At 70.8% G+C, this 19380-nt stretch carries 20 protein-coding genes; 7 read left to right on the top strand and 13 right to left on the bottom strand.

The features are described from left to right. The first annotated feature begins 51 nt into the window (after positions 1–51). Positions 52–654, top strand: coding sequence for a hypothetical protein (locus PSD17_RS09270; protein ID WP_013678822.1), 603 nt, complete (start codon positions 52–54; stop codon positions 652–654). Here PSD17_RS09270 and PSD17_RS09275 read toward each other — a convergent pair whose 3' ends face one another. From PSD17_RS09275 to PSD17_RS09330, 12 genes are all read right to left on the bottom strand, one after another. Then, positions 655–1155, bottom strand: a complete 501-nt coding sequence (locus tag PSD17_RS09275; RefSeq protein ID WP_013678823.1) for a hypothetical protein — start codon at positions 1153–1155, stop codon at positions 655–657. Positions 1156–1450: 295 nt separating this feature from the next. Beyond that, complete coding sequence (locus tag PSD17_RS09280; RefSeq protein ID WP_041763367.1) at positions 1451–2899, bottom strand: proton-conducting transporter transmembrane domain-containing protein; 1449 nt, start codon at positions 2897–2899, stop codon at positions 1451–1453. After that, positions 2899–4419 (bottom strand): complex I subunit 4 family protein, encoded by a 1521-nt coding sequence (locus tag PSD17_RS09285; protein WP_013678825.1) that lies wholly within the window; start codon positions 4417–4419, stop codon positions 2899–2901. The genes PSD17_RS09280 and PSD17_RS09285 overlap by 1 nt, the downstream gene beginning before the upstream one ends. Positions 4420–4449: 30 nt before the next feature. Further along, positions 4450–6300, bottom strand: coding sequence for an NADH-quinone oxidoreductase subunit 5 family protein (locus PSD17_RS09290; protein WP_013678826.1), 1851 nt, complete (start codon positions 6298–6300; stop codon positions 4450–4452). A gap of 8 nt (positions 6301–6308) precedes the next feature. Further along, the gene (locus PSD17_RS09295) at positions 6309–6614 is read right to left on the bottom strand and encodes an NADH-quinone oxidoreductase subunit NuoK (RefSeq protein ID WP_013678827.1); all 306 of its coding nucleotides are present in this window, start codon (positions 6612–6614) and stop codon (positions 6309–6311) included. Then, positions 6611–7168: an NADH-quinone oxidoreductase subunit J gene (locus tag PSD17_RS09300; RefSeq protein WP_013678828.1), complete on the bottom strand. Its 558-nt coding sequence runs from the start codon at positions 7166–7168 to the stop codon at positions 6611–6613. Before PSD17_RS09300 ends, PSD17_RS09295 begins: the two co-directional genes overlap by 4 nt. Positions 7169–7185: 17 nt before the next feature. Then, positions 7186–8124 (bottom strand): complex I subunit 1 family protein, encoded by a 939-nt coding sequence (locus PSD17_RS09305; RefSeq protein ID WP_013678829.1) that lies wholly within the window; start codon positions 8122–8124, stop codon positions 7186–7188. 10 nt (positions 8125–8134) lie between these two features. Then, the gene (locus tag PSD17_RS09310; protein WP_013678830.1) at positions 8135–9469 is read right to left on the bottom strand and encodes a hypothetical protein; all 1335 of its coding nucleotides are present in this window, start codon (positions 9467–9469) and stop codon (positions 8135–8137) included. Beyond that, entirely contained in the window at positions 9460–9810 is a 351-nt protein-coding gene (locus PSD17_RS09315) for an NADH-quinone oxidoreductase subunit A (RefSeq protein WP_013678831.1), read from the bottom strand. Before PSD17_RS09315 ends, PSD17_RS09310 begins: the two co-directional genes overlap by 10 nt. 192 nt (positions 9811–10002) lie before the next feature. Next, positions 10003–10665 (bottom strand): DUF305 domain-containing protein, encoded by a 663-nt coding sequence (locus PSD17_RS09320; RefSeq protein ID WP_013678832.1) that lies wholly within the window; start codon positions 10663–10665, stop codon positions 10003–10005. Positions 10666–10733: 68 nt separating this feature from the next. Further along, positions 10734–11273 carry a hypothetical protein gene (locus PSD17_RS09325; RefSeq protein WP_041763373.1) on the bottom strand — a complete coding sequence of 180 codons (540 nt, stop codon included), beginning with the start codon at positions 11271–11273 and terminating at the stop codon, positions 10734–10736. 84 nt (positions 11274–11357) lie between these two features. After that, entirely contained in the window at positions 11358–12512 is a 1155-nt protein-coding gene (locus PSD17_RS09330; protein ID WP_013678834.1) for a HoxN/HupN/NixA family nickel/cobalt transporter, read from the bottom strand. 259 nt (positions 12513–12771) lie between these two features. Here PSD17_RS09330 and PSD17_RS09335 point away from each other — a divergent pair, with 259 nt between their 5' ends. The 6 genes from PSD17_RS09335 to PSD17_RS09360 all read left to right on the top strand — a co-directional run bounded on the left by PSD17_RS09335 (position 12772) and on the right by PSD17_RS09360 (position 18792). After that, positions 12772–13053, top strand: a complete 282-nt coding sequence (locus PSD17_RS09335; RefSeq protein ID WP_013678835.1) for a metal-sensitive transcriptional regulator — start codon at positions 12772–12774, stop codon at positions 13051–13053. 155 nt (positions 13054–13208) lie between these two features. Then, the gene (locus PSD17_RS09340; protein ID WP_013678836.1) at positions 13209–13418 is read left to right on the top strand and encodes a heavy-metal-associated domain-containing protein; all 210 of its coding nucleotides are present in this window, start codon (positions 13209–13211) and stop codon (positions 13416–13418) included. A gap of 59 nt (positions 13419–13477) precedes the next feature. After that, entirely contained in the window at positions 13478–14482 is a 1005-nt protein-coding gene (locus PSD17_RS09345; protein ID WP_013678837.1) for a hypothetical protein, read from the top strand. Next, entirely contained in the window at positions 14482–16857 is a 2376-nt protein-coding gene (locus tag PSD17_RS09350) for a heavy metal translocating P-type ATPase (RefSeq protein WP_013678838.1), read from the top strand. The genes PSD17_RS09345 and PSD17_RS09350 overlap by 1 nt, the downstream gene beginning before the upstream one ends. Positions 16858–17785: 928 nt before the next feature. After that, positions 17786–18079 carry a hypothetical protein gene (locus PSD17_RS09355; RefSeq protein WP_143771219.1) on the top strand — a complete coding sequence of 98 codons (294 nt, stop codon included), beginning with the start codon at positions 17786–17788 and terminating at the stop codon, positions 18077–18079. Positions 18080–18183: 104 nt separating this feature from the next. Further along, positions 18184–18792 carry a methyltransferase domain-containing protein gene (locus tag PSD17_RS09360; protein ID WP_158511371.1) on the top strand — a complete coding sequence of 203 codons (609 nt, stop codon included), beginning with the start codon at positions 18184–18186 and terminating at the stop codon, positions 18790–18792. A 235-nt stretch (positions 18793–19027) separates the two neighbouring features. Here PSD17_RS09360 and PSD17_RS09365 read toward each other — a convergent pair. After that, on the bottom strand, positions 19028–19380 hold a 353-nt coding region (locus PSD17_RS09365), incomplete at its 5' end, for a methionine adenosyltransferase domain-containing protein (protein ID WP_339122389.1).

Consider the following 19380-nt stretch of genomic DNA (forward strand, 5'->3'; position numbering starts at 1 on the left):
AGATCATCCGCCCTGGCGTGTCTACTCCCGCCGCGTCACCAACCTCCGTAGGTGGGACAGCTAGTCAGCCGGTCCCAGCCGGTCGAGGTCGAGGTCGGGCCGACGGCCGGTGAGCAGGCCGGGCCGGCGACCGGACGGGCGGCGGCGGCTGAGCGGGCGGTCGACCAGGCGGTCGACCAGGCCGCGGCCGCCGACCGCGCGCGCGACGAGCGGGCGCTGGCCGAGCCGGACCGCGAGGACAAGAACCAGCTTGCGCTGTTCGAGCTGTCCGACGAGGCCCGCGTGGGCGCGCAGCCACTGCGCGTCGAGACCGAGACCCCCGAGCACGGGCAGGACCAGGGCCGGGACGTCGAGCACGGACAGGCCGACACCGAGGTACGGGTCAGCCTGGCCGAGGCCCGCCAGCAGGCCCGGCTGGCACAGTCGATCCGGGAGCTGCGCGAGGCCGCCGAGCCGGTCCGGGCCGCGGAGCGCCACCGCCAGGTCGCCGAGGCGCTCGAAGCCGACCGGACCCGGCGGGACCAGGCCGAACGCGACCAGACCATCCACGGCCCGACAGCGGAGAGGGTCCCCGAGCACGAGCACAGCCCGGCCGGAGCGCAGATCGGACTGACGCAGGAACAGTCCGAGGACTGGGGCCTGGACCTGGACTGATCAGCGAGCCCAGCGCGAGCGGTGCGCCTGCCGACGCCGGACTCGTTCCTCACGGTGCAGCTGCGCGATCGCCTGCAGCGTCTCCGGCAAGTCCTCCAGGCCGTTCGCACCCCGCACTGCCCACGGGAGGCCAGCACGATCCCGAAGCGCCTTCTGCTGGCGGTCGTAGGCCCGGACCACCGCGTCGGCTTCCACCCCGGACGTTACGACCTCGCCGCAGATCCGCGACGCGTTGTCCCGCTCGTCGCGGCTGTAGGGCCTGCCGTCCGGCAACAGCCCGGCGGGCATGATCATGGCTGGTCCCGGCCACACCAGGTCGCGCTCGTCCGCATCCCACGGCAGGTCCGCGTCAGACGGGATGGAGGCGTAGTCGGGCTCAACCCACGGCAACTCGGCCTCGAGATCACCGGCGGCCGCCGGCTGCCCCGCGGCGAAGCGGCGCGCCAGCTCGTCGTCCGGGTCGTTCGGGTCGAAGTACCGCGCACTGATCTCCACCGGCATGGCGCTGCCTCCTCATGTCGGCGGTTACGGCACAACCGATAATGGTAACGACGAGGACCGACACTCACGGCCACGTCAGCGATAGCCAGCGCGGCCAGAAAGGGCTGGCCAGGATGGCGGGGGCCCACCTAAGTCGGCCGCGGGTTCGCGGTCCGCGGGGCGGGTTGATCGCGCGCCGTCTGTGTCCTCGGCAGCGAGCACAGCCGGTCTACCGGCGCTCAGCCAGCACTAACGTGCCCCATTGTCGGCGCGTGACCGGGATGGGCGTGCTGAGCGGGGCGGCCGGATCATGTGATCAGAGCACACCGCTGAACAATGAGGTCAGAAGGCCGCCACCGACGCCGATCACCAAGGAACCAACGGCAGCCGCGAGTGCCGTAGTGCTCGCCCAGGGTCGGGTCGCGCGGGGATGCTCGGTGGCGTTCTGATCGCGGACGTCGGCGAACAACGGGGCGATCCATCGGAGGTAGTAGAAGAGGCTGGCGACGGTGTTGATCACCGCAAGCACGGTCAGCCATGCCATGCCGCCGTCGACTGCGGCGATGAACACCGCAAGCTTACCCAGGAATACCCCGGTCGGCGGGGTGCCGACCAGCCCCAGCAGACAGATGACGAGCGCGGCTGCGAGTGCGGGTCGCCGGCGGGCCAGGCCGCGGTAGTCCTCGAGCGTGCGGGCAGACCGGTCGCTGGTGGTGACGGCGGCCGCGACGGCGAAGGCACCGAGGTTGGTCACCGCGTACGCGGCGAGGTAGAGCAGCAGGGCCGAGGCGGCGAGGCCGGTGCGGGTGGCGACGGCGAGGGCCATGAGGACGTAGCCGACTTGGGAGATCGCGGAGTAGCCGAGCAGGCGTTGTGCCGAGTTCTGGAGGAACGCGGCTAGGTTGCCCAGCGTCATCGACGCTGCGGCGAGGATCGCGACGAGCAGCGGCCAGTCGATGAGGTGGTCGGGGATGGCGGCGGACAGCATCCGATAGGCCGCGACGAGGGCGCCGATCTTTGGGACGGTGGTGATAATGCCGGCGATCGGGGCGGGGGTGCCGTCGCTGACGTCGGGTACCCAGAAGTGCGCGGGAACCGCCCCCGCTTTGAACGCCAGCCCGGCCAGGACCGCGACCAGCCCCACGGCAGCCAGCGCAGCGGTCGATCGTCCACCCATCGCCGATGCAGCAACAGTGAGGCTGTCGCGCAGGGCGGAGTAGGCGGTGACACCGCCGGCGGCGTAGAGCAGCGTCACCCCGGCGATCATGGTGACCCCGGCGAAGGCGCCGGAGAGGTAGTACTTCATGGCCGCCTCGGTGCCCGCGGCGGTCTTCGTCCAGCCGACCAGGGCGTAGAGCGGGATGCTGGCGAGCAGGAACGCCGCGAACAGCAGCAGCAGGTCGGTTGCGCCGCAGAGCAAGACGGCGCCGAGCGCGCCGAGCAGCAGAAGCACCCAGTACTCGGTCTCCCGCTGGTGGGCGCGGGTGGTGTCTGCGGAGGCGCCGACGGCGAGCAGGACCGCGACGAGCACGATCAGCCGGCTCGCGTTGGTGGTGGTGTCGACGGTGTAGGAGCCGAACACGGTCTCGGCGGGGTGCAGGTAGGTCAGACCGGTGGCGACGAGCCCGGTCAGGCAGGCAGCGGCGGCGAGGACCCCGACCAGCCATTGGCGTCGCCGCGGAAGCCACGCCCCCACGAGCAGCCCGAGCACCGCGGCGCCGAGCAGCGCGAGCTCGGGGATCAGCGCGGCAAGGTTCTCGTTCATCATCGAGCGACCAGGGTGTTCACCGTGGCCGCGGCGGGCTCGACGAGGTCGAGCAGGAACCGGGGGGCGAGCCCGATCACCGTGGCGAGCGACAGCAGCGGCACGATCGCGAGAAGCTCGCCGGTGCGCAAGTCGCTGACGGCGTGGGGTGTGCCGGGGGCGTCTGGGATGCGGAGCGGCCCGAGGAACAGCCGCTGCAGCGCGACCAGAAACAACGCGGCGGTCACGAGGATTCCGGTGACCGCGATCGCGACCGGGATCGGCGCGGCGGGCAGGGAGCCGGTGAAGATCTGGAACTCGGCGATGAAGCCGGAGAAGCCGGGCAGCCCGAGCGAGGCGAAGGCCGCGACGGCGAACAGCGCGGCGAAGCGCGGGGTGCGGGCGGCCAGCCCGGAATAGGCGCCGAGCTCGTAGGTGTGGCCGCGGTCGTAGAGGACGCCGGCCAGCAGGAACAAGGCGCCTGTGATCAGGCCGTGCGAGACCATCTGCACCAGCGCACCGGTAGTGGCCAGCGTGCGGGCCTGGGCGTCGCCGGCGGCGACGATCCCGGCGGCGCCGATCCCGACCAGCACGTAGCCCATGTGGTTGATCGAAGTGTAGGCGATCATGCGCTTGAGGTTGGTCTGGGCGAATGCGACGAGCGCGCCGTAGACGACGGACACGACCCCGACGATGAGCACGACCAGGGCGTACTGGCGCCAGCTCGTCGGGAGCAGGGGCATGGCAATGCGGACGAAGCCATAGGTGCCCATCTTGAGCAACACCCCGGCCAGGATCGCCGAGCCCGTGGCAGGGGCTTCGGTGTGCGCGGGCGGTAGCCACGTGTGGAACGGCACGGTCGGGGTCTTGACGGCCAGGCCGACGCCGATCGCCAGCAGCGTGAGCGCGGCGTAGGGGCCGCCGGCGGCGAGCGGGTTCGCGGCGGCGAGCTCGACGATGTCGAACGTGTGGGGCGTGGCGGCGAGGAAGACCAGGATGAACCCGAGCAGCAGGGCCAAGGAGCCGAGGAAGGTGTAGAGGAAGAACTTCAGCGCCGCCGACCGTGCCCGCTCGGCGTGCCCCCACCCGGCGATCACGAAGTACATGAACACGATCGACAGGTCGAAGAACAAGAAGAACAAGATCAGGTCCAGCGCGGCGAACAGCCCGAGGCTGACCGTCTGCAGGGCCAGGAAGAGCAGCACGTAGGGCTTGACGCGGCGGGTTTCGCGCAGCGCGAAGACCCCGCACGCCAGGAACAGCACGGCGGTCATGGCCAGCAGCGGCAGCGCCAGCCCGTCGACGCCGAGGTGGTAGGAGATTCCGGCCGACGGGATCCACGGCAGGCGCACCTCGAACGCGTAGCCGCCCGGCCCGACGCCCGCGACGGGGAGCCGTACCCAGGCGGCGACGATCAGCGCCAGGTCGGCCAGCGCGGCGGCGATCCACGCCCCGACGAACAGGCGGGCCGGCAGCCGCGCGGGCAACGCCGCCACCACCACCGCCACCGCAGCGGGCAGGAACACGATCAACGACAGCACCGCTGGGTCCTCCTTCAGGACACGACGCTTTCAGGACACGACGAGGACGACGACGGCCAGCACGGCCAGCACCGCGAACCCGACAGAGGCCTGCGCGTAGTACTGGTGCAGTTGCCCGGTCTGCGGGCGCTGCGCCCACCGGCCCAGGGCGCGAGCCCCGTCGACGACACCGCGCACGACGCCGTCGACGGCGGGCTCACCGCGGCGGTCGAGCTGCCGCGCGAGCGTGACCGTGGCCCGGGCGGCGGCGTCGACACCACGGTCGAGGACGTGGTCGTCGAACCTGGCCAATCCGTGCGCCAGCCGGTGCACCGGGCGGACCAGCAGCAGCCGGGCGGCCTGTTCCAGATCCCACCACCGATGCAGCAGCCCGGGCTCGGGGAGCCGGGTCGCGGCGCGCCAGCCCCACGCGGTGGCGGCCCCCGCCACGGCGGCCGACACGACCAGTTCCCACCACCGCGGCCCGGGTTCGGGGCGGAGAAGGCCGTGGCCGAGCAGCGGGAGGATCCCGAGGGCGGCCGCCCCGATCGCCAGCACGACCAGCGGCGGACCGGTCACGGCCGAGAGCCGACCGGCCGGGGGCTGCTCGACCTCGGCCGCCGCCGGCGGCTGCGCGACACCAGCCGCGGGCCGCCACACGAACCACAGCGCCTTCGCGCTGTACACCGCGGCGACAGCGGCCGCGGCCAGCCCGACGACGTACAGGGCGACCACGCCGGGCGCCGGGGCGGCGAGGGTCGCGGCGAGCACGGTGTCCTTGGCGACCCACAGCGACAACGGTGGAAGTCCCGCCAGCGACAGCGCCCCGACCGTGAACACCGCTCCGACGAGCGGAAACCGGCGGGCCGACCCGGCGAGACCGCCGAGCTGCTTGGTGCCCAGCGCGCTCAGCCAGGCCCCCGCGGCCAGGAACAGCAGGCTCTTCGTGGCCGCGTGGGCGACCAGTTGTAGCACCGCGGCGCCGGTGCTGCCGACACCGGCGGCGAGGATCATGAAGCCGATCTGCGCGCAGGTCGACGCGGCCAACAGCTGCTTGAGATCGCGCTGGGCGATCGCGACCAGCCCCATTCCGAGCGCGGTCCCCGCCCCGACCCAGGCCACCAGCGGACCGGCCCAGCCGACCGAGCCGAGCAGCGGGTTCAGTCGCACCAGCAGGTACGCGCCGGCAGCGACCATGGTCGCCGAGTGCAGCAGCGCCGACACCGGGCTCGGGCCGCGCATCGCCCCGGAGAGCCAGAAGCTGAACGGCAGCTGTGCGGACTTGCCCAGCGCCGTGACCACCACCCCGGCCACCAGCAGCTCCCGCCATCCCGCCCCGGCCGTCGGCAGCTCCTCGAAGCTCAGCGACCCGACACCGCCGGCGAGCGCGGCACCGGCCGCGAGGTAGAGCCCCAGGTCGGCGGTGCGGGTGGTGAGGAACGCGGTGTGCGCGCCGCGCACCGCGTCCGGGTCACAGACGTGATAGCCGATCAATGCCCAGCTCGCTGCGCCCATGACCTCCCACGCCATCAGCAGCGGCGCGAGGCCCGTCGCCGTCACCGTCGCGAGCATCGCCGCGGCGAAGACCAGCATCAGGCCGGTGAACCGGCCGGTCCGCAGCCCCTGCTCGCCCGCGGCAGACACCAGCACCGCTAGCAGCACCCCGGCGACGGTGAGGACTAGCACCGCGGAGAGCCCGTCGACGGCGAAGCCGGCCCGGATGCCCGCGAACAGGGCCGTGTCGGTGACCGGACCGATGAACGCGGCGGCCACCGCGAGGCCCAGCACCACCACTGACACGCCGACGCCGAGGGCGGGCGCGAGCGGGTCGACCCGCCGCCCCCACAGTGCGAGCAGCGCTCCGGCCAGCAGCGGAACGGCGATCAGCAGCCACAGCAGCACGAGCGGCCTCAGCCTTTCAGGTCCGCCGCGCCGTCGGTCATGTCGACCTGGCGGGCCCGGTAGATCGCGGTGGCCACGGCGAACCCGGCGGCCATCTCGACCGCCATCGCGGTGACCACGACGACGATGAGGACCTGGCCCTGGCTGCCCGCGGACGCGAGGAAGTGCCAGAACGCGGCCGCGGCGAGGATGACACCGTTGAGCATCAGCTCCAGCCCCATCATCAGCATCACGATCGACTGCTGCGACAGCGCCCCGTAGAGCCCGATCGCGAACAGTCCGGCCGCGGCCAGCAGGAACAGCTCGAGCGTCACCGGCCGACACCTCCTCCGAGGGGGTCGTCGGACGTGTCCGCGTCGAGGTCGCCGCCGAGCCGGTCGTAGCGGCCGCGCCCCGTCGAGAGAACGACCGTCGCGACGATCGTGGCGAACAGCGTGATCCCGAGGGTCATCGTGGTCAGCATTTGCTCGCCCATCAGCGACCGGCCGAGCGCGAAGGTCGGATCGGGGGCCGGGGTGCCGGTGCGCTGCGGCCAGTCGACGAGCAGGATTCCCGCGGCGAGCAGCACGAACGTCCCCACCGAGATCGTCATCGCGCCCGGCTTGTTGTGATACATCGCCATCGGCATCAGGCCGGCCGGATTCATCATGTACATGATCATGAAGACGGCCATGATCACCATCTCGATGACCATCATCAGCACGATGACCACCCCCAGGTAGCCCAGCCCGAGCAGCACCACGAGCCCGGCCACGGCCAGGAACGAGGCCAGCAGCGAGAAGGTCACCTGCGCCATCGAGTTCAGACGGAACACCCCGAACCCGAACATCACCGCGGCCAGGGCGAGCACCCAGAACACCACGTCCATCTACAGCCCTCCCTCATCTACAGGTCGCCCCGCGTGAGCACGACGATCGACACCACCAGGGCCTGGGCGATGGTCAGCGGCACGAGCACCATCCAGGAGATCTCGGTCCAGCGGTCCATCCGGATGGTGGGGAACCGGCGTCGCGCCCAGACCAGCACAGCCAGCACCGCGAGGGTCTTGACCAGCACCCACGCCCACGCCGGCAGCAGCGGCCCGGCGCCACCGCCGAGGAACAACGGCACCGCCATCGCCGCCGCGGCGGTCAACATCAGCCACCTGCCGCCGAGGAACAGCAGACGGTCCACGCCGGACAGCTCGCCGGCCGCCCCACCGGCGAGATCACCGGCCACCGGGGCGTCGAACGGCGCCCAGAACGCCATCGCGGCCGCCGAGACCAGGAAGACCACGAACGCCACTGGCATGATCACCACGAACCACAGGCCCTGCTGGGCGGCGACGATGTCGCCGACCCGCAGGCTCTGCGCGCCCACCGCGGCGGTGATGATCGCGAACATGTGTGGCAGCTCGTAGGCCAGGCCCTGGGCGACGAACCGGTATCCGCCCACCAGCGACAGCACGCTGTTCGGGCCCCAACCGGCCATCCACACCGCGGCCCATGCCAGGACCTCCATGGCGTTGAACCACACGACCCCGACCCCGAGGTCCGCGACCGGGCGCGTGCCGAGCGGGATCACCACCGCGGCCAGTACCGCCGCCACCACCAGCACCACCGGCCCGGCTCGCCCCAGCACCGGGTCGGCCGCCACAGTCCGACGGCGCTGCCCGACCAGCAGCCGCGCCAGCTCTCTCGCCGGCGCGGTGAACCCACCGGGGCGGCCCGCCGCCCGTGCGTCCGCTGCCGCATCGACGACCACCACCGACCACGCCACCGCGATCAACACCAGCGGCAGCAGCGGCGCCCACCACCACGCCAGCGCCGCAGCCGGTGCCGGCATCGGGACCGCCTCATCCACGGTCGCGCCGCCCGCCGTCGCGCATGCCTGGCTGCGTCCCGGGGGCCGTACCGTCCCCAGCCGTCGTCGCTGCCGGCGCGTCGTCCCCAGCCGTCGTCACGACGGGCGCGTCGCCGGGGACGACAGTCGTGTCGCCGTCGGTGGCGGGGTCGGCGGCCGCGAGGAGCAGGCGGGCGACGGCGAGGTCGGTGCCGACCACCAGGCGTGCCACCTCGGCCAGCTCGATCCGGGCCTGCTCGTACCGAGCTGAATGGACGGGCCGCGCCCTCGATGTGGGCGCGCGAGTGGCGATCGCGTCCCCGGTTGGCTCGTGGAGTGCCTCGACGGCGAGCCCGAGGGCCTCGAGGCGCAGCGCCACCAATGCCGGCACATGCGGGAGGCCCCGCACCATCCGGTGCAGGGTCCGCGACCGGCGGATCCGGCGCACCAGCGCTTCGACCGCCGCGCAGGTCGGGTCGAGCGACGCCCCTGTGAGGAGCCGGTCGCGCAGCCGGCGGGCCCCCGCCGCGGGCGCCGCCCAGCCCGCCACCGCCAGGACCCGGGCCACGGCGTCGAGCTCTCGGGCCACGGCGCGCCGCCCGATGTCCGGGCAATCGCCGTCGCCCAGGGCGGCCGACGTACGGGACGTCCAGAACGGCTCGCCGGGTGGATCATCGACCAGCCGGGCGTGGGCCTGCTGGACGACGTCGCCTTGCAGCGCCACCTCGAGCACCAGCCCCGCCGGCCAGTCCGGCAGGACCGGCCCCAACGCCACGTTCAGCCGATCGAGCATCAACCCGTCGCGATCGTCGCCGAGATCGGCCATCGCCAGCCCACCAGGCATCTCCATCTCGCCGTGCCCGCCATGACCGCCGTGCTGCTCGTGCCCGCCGTCCTGCTCGTGCCCGCCGTGCTGTGGAGAGCCGGGCTTCTCGTCGGGATGCAGATTCCCGTCGAGATGCCGAGGTGTGCCGCCCCGTCCGTCCTCGATGGGCTCTGCCGCAGTGGGTGCACTCGGAGCCGGCCCGGCGGCAGGACGCGCTGCGGCGAGGTCGGCCGAGGCTCGGTCCAATGTCGCCTCGAGGCCCTCCGGTGCGTCGATGGCGAGGTAGGTGCGCGGCTGGGGAACGCTCGCCCAGATCGCCTCGATCGCGGCCGTGAGCTCGGGCCCCGCGCGACCGGCGACGAGCAGCACGTCCGCGTCGGCCGGGGTGTCGGCGATCGGCCAGTCGCGTCGCGAGAGCTCTGCCTCGACGGCCAGGCGGACGGCCACCCCGTTGCGGGCGGCGACGATCAGCACGTGCGGTCGTCGGGCGGCGACGCGCCGCAGCCATCGGCTCAGGTCCATCGCAGAGCGCCCTCGCGCCACGCGTAGACAACTCCGGCGAGCAGGATGGCGAGAAACACGAACATTTCGATCACCGCGGAGGGCCCGACCCGCGACACGACCAGCGTCCACGGGTACATGAAGATCATTTCCATGTCGAAGGCCAGGAACACCATGGTCACCGGGTACCAGCGCACGTGGAACCGGGAGAAGGCGTGGTGGGTCGGCCCCAGGCCGCCCGTGAACGGGGCGACCTCCGACACTGGCCGGGCCGCCGCGGTCATCACCGAGAGCGAGTAGAGCGCGGCGACGAAGACCAGCACCACCCCGAGCACGATCAGCACCGGCACGAACTCGCTCATGTCAGATACCCCTACCCGGGACGGGTGCGTGACCCCTTGTCCAACGCGACCTTCCCTGCGCGGTGTCATTTCATGTCGGCCGCATTGCCGCAACCGCTGGCCGCGGCCACCCCACGCCCGGGAATCGCGCGGAGCGGAGGGGGCTGCATCAGAGCCACCCTCCGCCCCGCCTCGCATAAGGAGCTCGGCGGGTCAGAGCGTCGAGAGCAGGTTCTGCATCTCGGTGATCTCCGACTGCTGGTCCTGGATGATCTTCTGTGCCAGTGCCTTGGCAGCGGGGCTCTGACCCTCGGCCAGCTCGGTCTGGGCCATCTGAATGGCGCCGTTGTGATGCTCGGTCATCATCTGCAGGAACATCCGGTCGAAGTCGGCGCCGGTGGCCTGCCCGAGCTGTTGCATCTGCTGGCCGGTCATCATGCCGGGCATCCCCTGCGGCATGGGCATGGTGCTCGTGGCCTGGCTCATGCCGCTGTGGTCCATGCCGCCCATGGAGCCGCTCGTGGCGGTCGGCCCGGTCTCCGGTTCACCCCAGGCTGTGAGGAAGCCGCGCATCTGCTCGATCTCAGGCCCCTGAGCCTGCTGGATGCGGGTGGCGAGCTGCTTGACCTGGGCGTTGCTGGCCTGCTGGATGGCCATGTCGGCCATCTCGACGGCCTGGGCGTGGTGCGGAATCATGTCGTGGACGAACGCGGTGTCCGCGGCGTTGTGATCGGCCGAGACGGCCGGTGACGTGGCGGCCGCGCTCGGTGTGGTGGACGCGGCGGTGGCGGAGCCGGTCGAGTCGCTACACCCGGCGACGAGAACGGCCGTGACGGCGGCGGCGCCGAGCATGCCAAGGACAGATGTGCGGTTCATGATTGGAGGTACTCCTCTGAGTGCAAACGGATGTGATCGGACCAGCGCTCTTCCGCGCTGGAGGCCGATCAGTTCCGCAGCACGCAGAGTTGCGCGAGCCTGACCGAGGTCGGTGGAGGCGCCCGGGGCCCGGCGACGGGCCGCCCACTGCGGCCGGCTGCGTCGGGCCGAGCCGCGCGTCCGACGACGAAGGCCAGGAGCGCCGCGGCGGCCACGGCCAGCAGCACGGTCAGCACGGCCAGGCACAGGTGGAGCAGGTCGTGCAGCGCCGAGTGTCCACCGGCGGGCCCCGCCGGGCCCGCCGGGTCAATGGTGTGCATCTCGGATCTCACAGTGACGACCAGGACCGCGGTCGCTGCCGCCTGTTGGCCGTGGGAACCAGCAACTCCGCCGGTGTTTTCTGGCGCCGCTACGGCGTCCGTATCAGCGGCGACCGTCACGGATCCGTCAGGGCCCGCCATCGTCATCGGTGGGCCGGCAGCGCTCTGCATGGCGACGTTCTGCGCGTCGTCGCGGCAGGCGACCGCGGAGTGCATCGCGACGACACCCAGGATCAGCGACAGCATCAGGAGCACGTGCTGCCAGTCGCGTCGACCAAGCGTCTGCACGCCCCGACGATAGCTGCGCGGCGGAGGACTGCCTGACCGCCGGGTCGACGGTGCAACGGGTCGACTCCCGATCGGGTGATCTGGTCAGCCGTGTGGGCCCGCTCCGTGCGGGTCGACGAGAGCGTCGTCAGCGAGGGGTGCTGGGGAGCACCGGTCCTCGATGCGGCCCAGCCGCCATACGGCGAGCGCCACAATCCAGGTGAGCACGAACAGGCCGACGACGGCGAACCCGACGACTTCGAGGTCGAGCGAGCCGATCCAGTGCAGGGGACCGGACTGGACGTCGAGACGCTCCCCGATCATGCCGAACAGCACGATCACGCCGACGACGAGCGCGACGATCACCGACAGCACCGTCACCGTGAGGTTGTAGAAGACCTTCCGAACGGGCTTGAGAAAGGCCCAGCCGTAGGCCCTGGCCATGAACACGCCGTCGGCGGTGTCGAACAGGCTCATCCCTGCAGCGAACAACACCGGAAGCACCAGGATCGCGTACCAGGGGAGGGTGAACGCGGCCGTTCCCGCGGCGAGGACGAGCAGCGCGACCTGGGTGGCGGTGTCGAACCCGAGGCCCATGAGCAGCCCCACCGGGTACAGGTGCCAGGGCCGGTTGACCCGACGCATGACGCGCCCGAGCAGGCGGGCCAGGAACCCACGACGGTGGAGGTGGTACTCGAGGGCGGCTTCGTCGACGACGCCAGTGCGCATGTCCCGCAGCACCCGGGCGATCCCGAACACCGAGACCAGGTTCGTCAGCCCGATCAGGACGAGGAACACGCCGGCGACGATCGACCCGATCAGGCCGAGGGCCTGCAGCAGGGCCGAGTCCTCGTCCTGGACCGGGCCGACGATCGCGCGCAGGCCGAGCGCAAGCAGCAACGACAGGCTGAACACGACGCTGGAGTGGCCGAGGGAGAACCAGAAGCCCGAACTGAGGGCGCGCTTGCCCTCGCCGACGAGCTTGCGGGTGGTGTTGTCCACGACAGCGATGTGGTCGGCGTCGAAGGCATGCCGAACTCCGAGCAGATACGCGGTCAGCCCCAGCCCGGCTCCGAACAGTCCGACGTCGCCCAGAATGATCTTCTGCGGAGCCACCGCCAGCAGGAGCACGCCCCAACCGAGGACATGGAGCGCCACGACGACGCCCGCCATGCCCAGCAAGCCCAGGCAAGCATGCCGATCCCACCGGGCGACTCGCCCCTGCCCACGCCCGTCTCCCACCGTCGCATCGTGCAGCACCGAAGTTGCTCCTGCATACGAGTGGCAGCACAGGATCACAGCCCAGGGCGTCGTCTACTCCCGGGGGAGCCCGTCCCCCGATTCGCGCTCTGAGCTCGTGGGATCGGGCCGCGTCCTCGCGCCGGCATAGACAAGCGCGCCTCGCGCGAGAGGGGCCGAGCCGCTCGGTGGGCGAAAGAGTGCCAGCAGCTCGATTCGCCGGACGCACTGGCGTACGATACCCCCCTAGGGTATCGTCGCGATATCGATGGGAGGCGCCGTGCACGGGTACGCGGACAACAAGGACAACCACCTCAAACGAATGCGCCGGATCGAAGGCCAGGTCCGGGGCATCTCGAAGATGATCGAGTCCGACAAGTACTGCATCGACGTGCTCACGCAGGTCGCCGCGGTGAACAAGGCCTTGGAGGCCGTGGCATTGGGGTTGCTCGACGATCACCTCAAGCACTGTGTGAGCGACGCCGTCGCCGAGGGTGGTCAGGTCGCTGATCAGAAGATCTCCGAGGCCAGCGCCGCGATCGCCCGTCTGGTCAAGTCCTGATACCGCGTGGGGCGCGATCGCGCACCCACGTGCCGACCGATCGGCCCTGACCCCCAGCTCACCCGTCAGCACCGGCCCCGTCGCAGGCTGCTCAGTTCGTCGCGTCCGCACCCGGCTCCCGGGGGCGGACCGGCAGGAGAAGAGAGGAAGCACTGATGGCTGTCAGCACCTACACCGTGACCGGGATGACTTGCGACCACTGCGTCGCGTCGGTGCGCGAGGAGATCGGCGAGCTCTCCGGTGTCCGGGAGGTCACCGTCGACCTCCCGACCGGCCTGGTCACCGTCACCACCGACGCGCAGGTCGACGACGCGGACATCCGCGCCGCCGTCGAGGACGCCGGTTACCAGCTCACCACCACCTGACCCTCATCTCGTCGCGGCGGACCCGGCCGGACGGGCAACCCTGAAGCAAGGGAATCATCGTGAACACTCTTGCGAAGCTCTCCGCCTACGGCGCGGCGCTCGCCCTGCTCGCACTCGGGGCGTACGCGACCGGATCCGCTGTCGGTCCCCTGGCCAGCACCGCCTCCGCCGCACCGGCGACCGGGCCCACAGGCGCCCGCGTCGTCGAGGACACCGGGCACGGGGACATCCACAGCGGCGCCGTCCCGGAGACCGCAGACCAGCCCGCCGGGCTGGCGCCGAGCAGGGGCGGCTACACCCTCATGCCCACCGCCTCGACGCTGACCGCGGGAACCGTCGACGACCTCACCTTCCGCATCACCGGCCCGGACGGGGTCACGGTGACCGCGTTCGACGAGGAGCACACCAAGCAGCTGCACCTGATCGTGGTGCGCCGCGACACCACCGGCTACCAGCATCTGCACCCGATTATGGACCCCGACGGCACCTGGCGGACAGCCCTGGATCTGCCCGCGGGCGGGGTCTACCGGGTCTTCGCCGACTTCACCCCGACGGGCGGGGCGCCGACGACCCTCGGGGCCGACCTGTCGGTGGCCGGCGTCGACGAGCCGGTCGGCCACGACACCAGCCGGGTCGCCGAGGTCGACGGCTACCAGGTCCACCTCGATGGCGACCTGATCGCCGGGCGGTCCTCTCCGCTGGCGCTGACCGTCACCGAGGACGGCGTGCCGGTCACCGACCTGCAGCCCTACCTCGGCGCCTACGGACACCTCGTCGCGCTGCGCGCCACCGACCTGGCCTATCTGCACGTGCACGCAGACGGTAGCCCTGGTGACGGGCGCACCCTCGCCGGACCGCAGATCAGGTTCGTCGCCGAGGTCCCCTCGTCCGACACCTACCGGCTATTCCTGGATTTCCAGCACGCCGGGACGGTGCACACCGCTGAGTTCACCGTGCCGACCGGCCCACCGACCTCGGCGCCAGACGCGACGAGCCCAGACGAGACGAGCGGAGCCGTCGCCACCCCCACCGACACCCACCCCCGCATGGGAGAGGGCCACTGATGTCCACGACCAGCCACACCTCGACAGCTGCCCCCGCGGCGGTCACTGGACCAGCCACTGCCGTGCAGGGCCGCACCGTCACCGACGTCGAGCTCGCCATCACCGGCATGACCTGCGCGTCGTGCGCCAACCGGATCGAACGCAAGCTCAACAAGATCGACGGCGTGACCGCCACGGTCAACTACGCCACGGAGAAGGCGAAGGTCACCGCACCGGACGGGATCGCCCCCGACGAGCTCGTCGCCGCGGTGCACGCCGCCGGGTACGGCGCCCGCCTTCCCGATCCCCCGACCGTCGCCGAGGAGCCGGGTGGCTCCGGGCAGGTCGACGAGAGCAGTGCCGAGCCGGTCGAGCTGCGAGCCGCCCGGCAGCGGCTGCTGACCTCGATCGTGCTGTCGGTACCGGTCATCGCGCTGGCGATGGTCCCGGCGTGGCAGTTCACCTACTGGCAGTGGATCTCGCTGACCCTCGCCGCGCCCGTGATCGTGTGGGCGGCCTGGCCGTTCCACCGGGCGGCGTGGGCGAACCTGCGCCACGGCGCCGCGACCATGGACACCCTGATCTCACTCGGCACCCTCGCCGCGTTTGCCTGGTCGCTCTACGCACTGTTGTTCGGCACCGCCGGCATCCCCGGCATGACCCACCCCTTCGAGCTCACAATCAGCCCATCGGACGGGGCCGGCAACATCTACCTCGAGGTCGCCGCCGGGGTGACCACGTTCATCCTGGCCGGGCGCTACTTCGAGGCCCGCTCCAAGCGCCGCGCCGGCGCGGCCCTGCGTGCCCTGCTCCAGCTCGGCGCCAAGGACGTCACCGTGCTGCGGGAAAGCCCGAACGGCAGCCGGGTCGAGGAGCGCATCCCCGTCGGGCAGCTCGCCGTCGGTGACCGCTTCGTGGTCCGCCCCGGGGAGAAGATCGCCACCGACGGGATCGTCGTCGAGGGCAGCTCCGCCGTCGACGCGTCCATGCTCACCGGCGAGTCCGTGCCGGTCGAGGTCGTCGTCGGAGACGAGGTCGTCGGAGCCACCGTCAACGCCAGCGGCCGGCTCGTGGTGCAGGCCCACCGGGTCGGCGCAGACACCCAGCTCGCGCAGATGGCCACGCTGGTCGAGGACGCCCAGACCGGCAAGGCAGCCGTCCAACGACTGGCCGACCGAATTTCCGGGGTGTTCGTGCCGATCGTGATCGCCCTGTCCGCGGTCACCCTCGCGTTCTGGCTGGGCACCGGTGCGGGTGCGGCGGCGGCGTTCACCGCTGCGGTCGCGGTGCTGATCATCGCCTGCCCGTGCGCGCTCGGGCTCGCCACCCCGACCGCGCTGCTGGTCGGCACCGGCCGCGGCGCACAGCTGGGCATCCTCATCAAGGGCCCGGAGATCCTGGAGTCCACCCGCAAGGTCGACACCGTGGTCTTGGACAAGACCGGCACCGTCACCACCGGCCGGATGTCCCTGCTCGCCGTACACACCGCCGGCTCCGACGGATCCGGGACCGACCCGTCGGACGCGGACGAGGTTCTGCGGTTGGCCGGGGCGCTGGAGAACGCCTCGGAGCATCCCGTCGCCGCAGCGATCACCCGTGCGGCGCGTGAACGGGTGGGCGAGCTGCCCGAGGTGACGGAGTTCGGCAACCTGGAGGGCCTGGGGGTGCGCGGCGTCGTCGACGACCACGCGGTGCTCGTCGGTCGGCCGGCGTTGCTCGACCAGTGGAGCCAGAGGCTGCCTGACGATCTCGCCGCAGTGGCCGAATTGGAGTCCGGCAAGGGGCGCACGGTCGTCGCCGTCGCCGTCGACGGAGAGCCTCGGGCCGTCATGGCCGTGGCCGACATCGTCAAGGACACGTCGGCCGAGGCGATCGCCCGGCTGCGCGGGCTCGGGCTCACCCCGATCCTGCTGACCGGGGACAACCGGGCCGTGGCGGAGACGGTCGCCCGCGAGGTCGGCATCCCATCCGACGACGTCGTCGCCGAGGTCCTGCCCGCCGACAAGCTGCAGGTGGTCAAGGACCTGCAGGCGCAGGGCAGGGTCGTCGCGATGGTTGGCGACGGTGTCAACGACGCGGCCGCACTCGCACAGGCCGATCTCGGCCTCGCGATGGGGACCGGTACCGATGTCGCCATCGAGGCCGCCGACATCACGCTGGTCCGCGGTGACCTGCGCGCGGCAGCGGACGCGATCCGACTGTCGCGCCGCACGCTCGGCACGATCAGGGGCAACCTCTTCTGGGCGTTCGCCTACAACGTCGCCGCGCTGCCACTGGCCGCCCTCGGCCTGCTCAACCCGATGCTCGCCGGCGCCGCGATGGCCCTCAGCTCGGTGTTCGTCGTCGGGAACAGCCTGCGGCTCCGCAGGTTCCGCCCGACGAGCGACCAGGGCTGACCCGACGTACGGCGTCGAGGCGGGGCGAGGGCCGGCAACACCGTCCCTTGCCCCGTCACGGCTTCCACAGCTCGTCGGATTCATCAACCGCCGCCGGCCTGTTGGGCGGCACACATGCGTCGTGCGCTGGCGGGCCTACGCAGGAGCTCGCCGTGGGCTCGACTGTGCCGCGTCGAACCCAACGGATCCACGTCAGAGCCGACACTGCGTACACCGCAGGCGATAGCGCGATTGTCGACCTTGCGCTCCTCGAGGAGGACCACCGAGGCGACCTTACGCCTGAGGGCCCTGGTGGTGCAGCACTCCGGCGCGAGTCGCACTTCTCCGTCCGCTGCAGGGCCGCCACCCCTTCCACGGATGACGGGTTCCTTGTCGGCGTCGGTGATCCTATCGACGACGCGGCTCAATTTCTTGACCGCGCGCGTCCGTCGGCCGGTACGGGCGAGGCGGACGTGCTGGCGCCGCGCGGTGCGTCGACGTCCATCCGACCTATCGGACCTGACCAGGTCGGCACCTCCGGCCACCGTGGCCGCCGGCGTCGGACAAACGCCAGGTCCTCGGGCCGTCGCCCCAAGATCAGACGTCGTACACGACGAACCGTTGTCTTCTCGTCATCCAGGGTGATGAGAGCAGGAACGATCAGGCTGAACGCAAGGCCGAACAGAATGACTGCCGTCCGAGTAACAGCACCATAACCAATGCCGAGACAGAAACCGTGCGATCGAAAGTCGACATGTATGTCGGGTTCGAGAGATATGGAGGGATCGTGAGCTTTGTGCGTCTGTGTGGTCGTCCAGGGTTCCACACACTACTACGATCACGTGATCCCGCCGTGACTAGACGTTCCCGCGAATCGGCTTCTTCGGCCTACTGGGATCGGGGAACATCGGCAACGACGGCTCCCTCGACGTGGCCCTCAACGAAGTCCGTGCGCGATATCCCGACGCCCAGATTGGCTTCCTGTGTGCCGGCAATTTCTGTCGGCTACTCCGAGAAGAGTCGAGAACTGCTCGCCGGCGTCGGTCTCGACGGCTACTGCCACGCGGCAGCGACGCTCGACCTGGACCTGCTGCAGGAACAGTTCGCTGAGCTCGAATCTCGCCGGTTGGCGCTCCGGCCGCCCGCACTTGAGGAGGCTACCCAACCCTTTGCGCAGCAGGTGCATGTGCAGTTCGACGAGATCGCCACGATGCTGTTGCTAACACCCGTCGGCGGCCGGTGAGTTCGCAGGCACGGACATGAAAGGACGAGGGCGCAGGACAGATGTCCACTCACGACAATATCGGGAGCGGTGCCAGAAAACTCTACAAGAGAGACTTCTGGGCCGTGGAGAACCGGAACTATACCGAGCCGCACTACCGGATGCAGAAGGCAGCCCGATTGCTCAACAGAATTGCGGCGGGCAAACGACTCACCCTGCTAGACATCGGCTGCGGTCCAGCCACGCTCGAACGACTACTGCACCCAAACATCGAATACTGCGGCATCGACATCGCCATCCAGGAACCGCGCGACAACCTCATCGAGACCGACTTCCTGGACGAACCCATCGGCTTCCGCGGCCGGAAATTCGATCTCATCATCGCGCAGGGCGTCTGGGAGTACGTCGGACCGCACCAGGACCGGAAGCTGGCCGAGATCGGGCCGATCCTCGAAGCCGACGGCATCTTCCTCACCTCGTACGTGAACTTCGACCACAGGGACAAACGGATCTACCGGCCCTACAGCAATGTTCAACCCCCCGAGGGATTCCTGAGGAGTCTCCGACGCCGTTTCACCATCGACGGCTATTTCCCCACCTCGTACCACTGGGTGGGCCGCGAGCCTCGCCACCCAGCCCTGAAGGCCATCGAGATGCCAGTGACCATCAGGGTGCCCGTGGCCCACCGCCACTTGGCGGTCGAGTACTTCTTCCGCTGCTCTGCGCTGCGCTGACGACCGATGAGCCCGGCCCTGCCACCTCTGCACTGTCGGCTACGGCGCCGACCTGGGCCGTAGCGGAACGACGTGTCCAGCGTGCCCGAAGAACCGCGGAGCCGGCCGCGCGGCAGAGCCACGGCGGTGCCAGAACTGCGGCTGCAGGGACATCCGATCGCGGTCGGACGGGGGCTACAAGCGGCCGTCCCCTGGCCGCCTCTCGTAGCCGATTCTCGCAGTTCCGCGGGGCCGATCAGCCGCCCGCGGCGGACTTCAGCGCGTCGGCGCGGGAGGTCGACTCCCACGGCAGCTCGACGTCGGTGCGGCCGAAGTGGCCGTACGCCGCGGTCTGCGCGTAGATCGGGCGCAGCAGGTCGAGGTCGCGGATGATCGCGGCCGGCCGCAGGTCGAAGACCTCGGTGATCGCGGACTGGATACGGGTCGGGTCGACGTGCTCGGTCCCGAACGTCTCGACGAACAGCCCGACGGGCGCGGCCTTGCCGATCGCGTAGGCGACCTGGACCTCGATGCGGTCGGCCAGGCCGGCCGCGACGGCGTTCTTGGCGACCCAGCGCAGCGCGTAGGCGGCCGAGCGGTCGACCTTCG

This window comes from Pseudonocardia sp. D17 (assembly GCF_036984265.1).
Taxonomy (GTDB): Bacteria; Actinomycetota; Actinomycetes; order Mycobacteriales; family Pseudonocardiaceae; genus Pseudonocardia; species Pseudonocardia benzenivorans.

Coding starts and splice junctions, on each gene's coding strand:
- PSD17_RS09305 (WP_013678829.1), bottom strand. CDS start 8,124: ATGCCGGCACCGGCTGCGGCGCTGGCGTGGTGGTGGGCGCCGCTGCTG.
- PSD17_RS09275 (WP_013678823.1), bottom strand. CDS start 1,155: ATGCCGGTGGAGATCAGTGCGCGGTACTTCGACCCGAACGACCCGGAC.
- PSD17_RS09315 (WP_013678831.1), bottom strand. CDS start 9,810: ATGAGCGAGTTCGTGCCGGTGCTGATCGTGCTCGGGGTGGTGCTGGTC.
- PSD17_RS09350 (WP_013678838.1), top strand. CDS start 14,482: ATGTCCACGACCAGCCACACCTCGACAGCTGCCCCCGCGGCGGTCACT.
- PSD17_RS09340 (WP_013678836.1), top strand. CDS start 13,209: ATGGCTGTCAGCACCTACACCGTGACCGGGATGACTTGCGACCACTGC.
- PSD17_RS09280 (WP_041763367.1), bottom strand. CDS start 2,899: ATGAACGAGAACCTTGCCGCGCTGATCCCCGAGCTCGCGCTGCTCGGC.
- PSD17_RS09310 (WP_013678830.1), bottom strand. CDS start 9,469: ATGGACCTGAGCCGATGGCTGCGGCGCGTCGCCGCCCGACGACCGCAC.
- PSD17_RS09320 (WP_013678832.1), bottom strand. CDS start 10,665: ATGAACCGCACATCTGTCCTTGGCATGCTCGGCGCCGCCGCCGTCACG.
- PSD17_RS09300 (WP_013678828.1), bottom strand. CDS start 7,168: ATGGACGTGGTGTTCTGGGTGCTCGCCCTGGCCGCGGTGATGTTCGGG.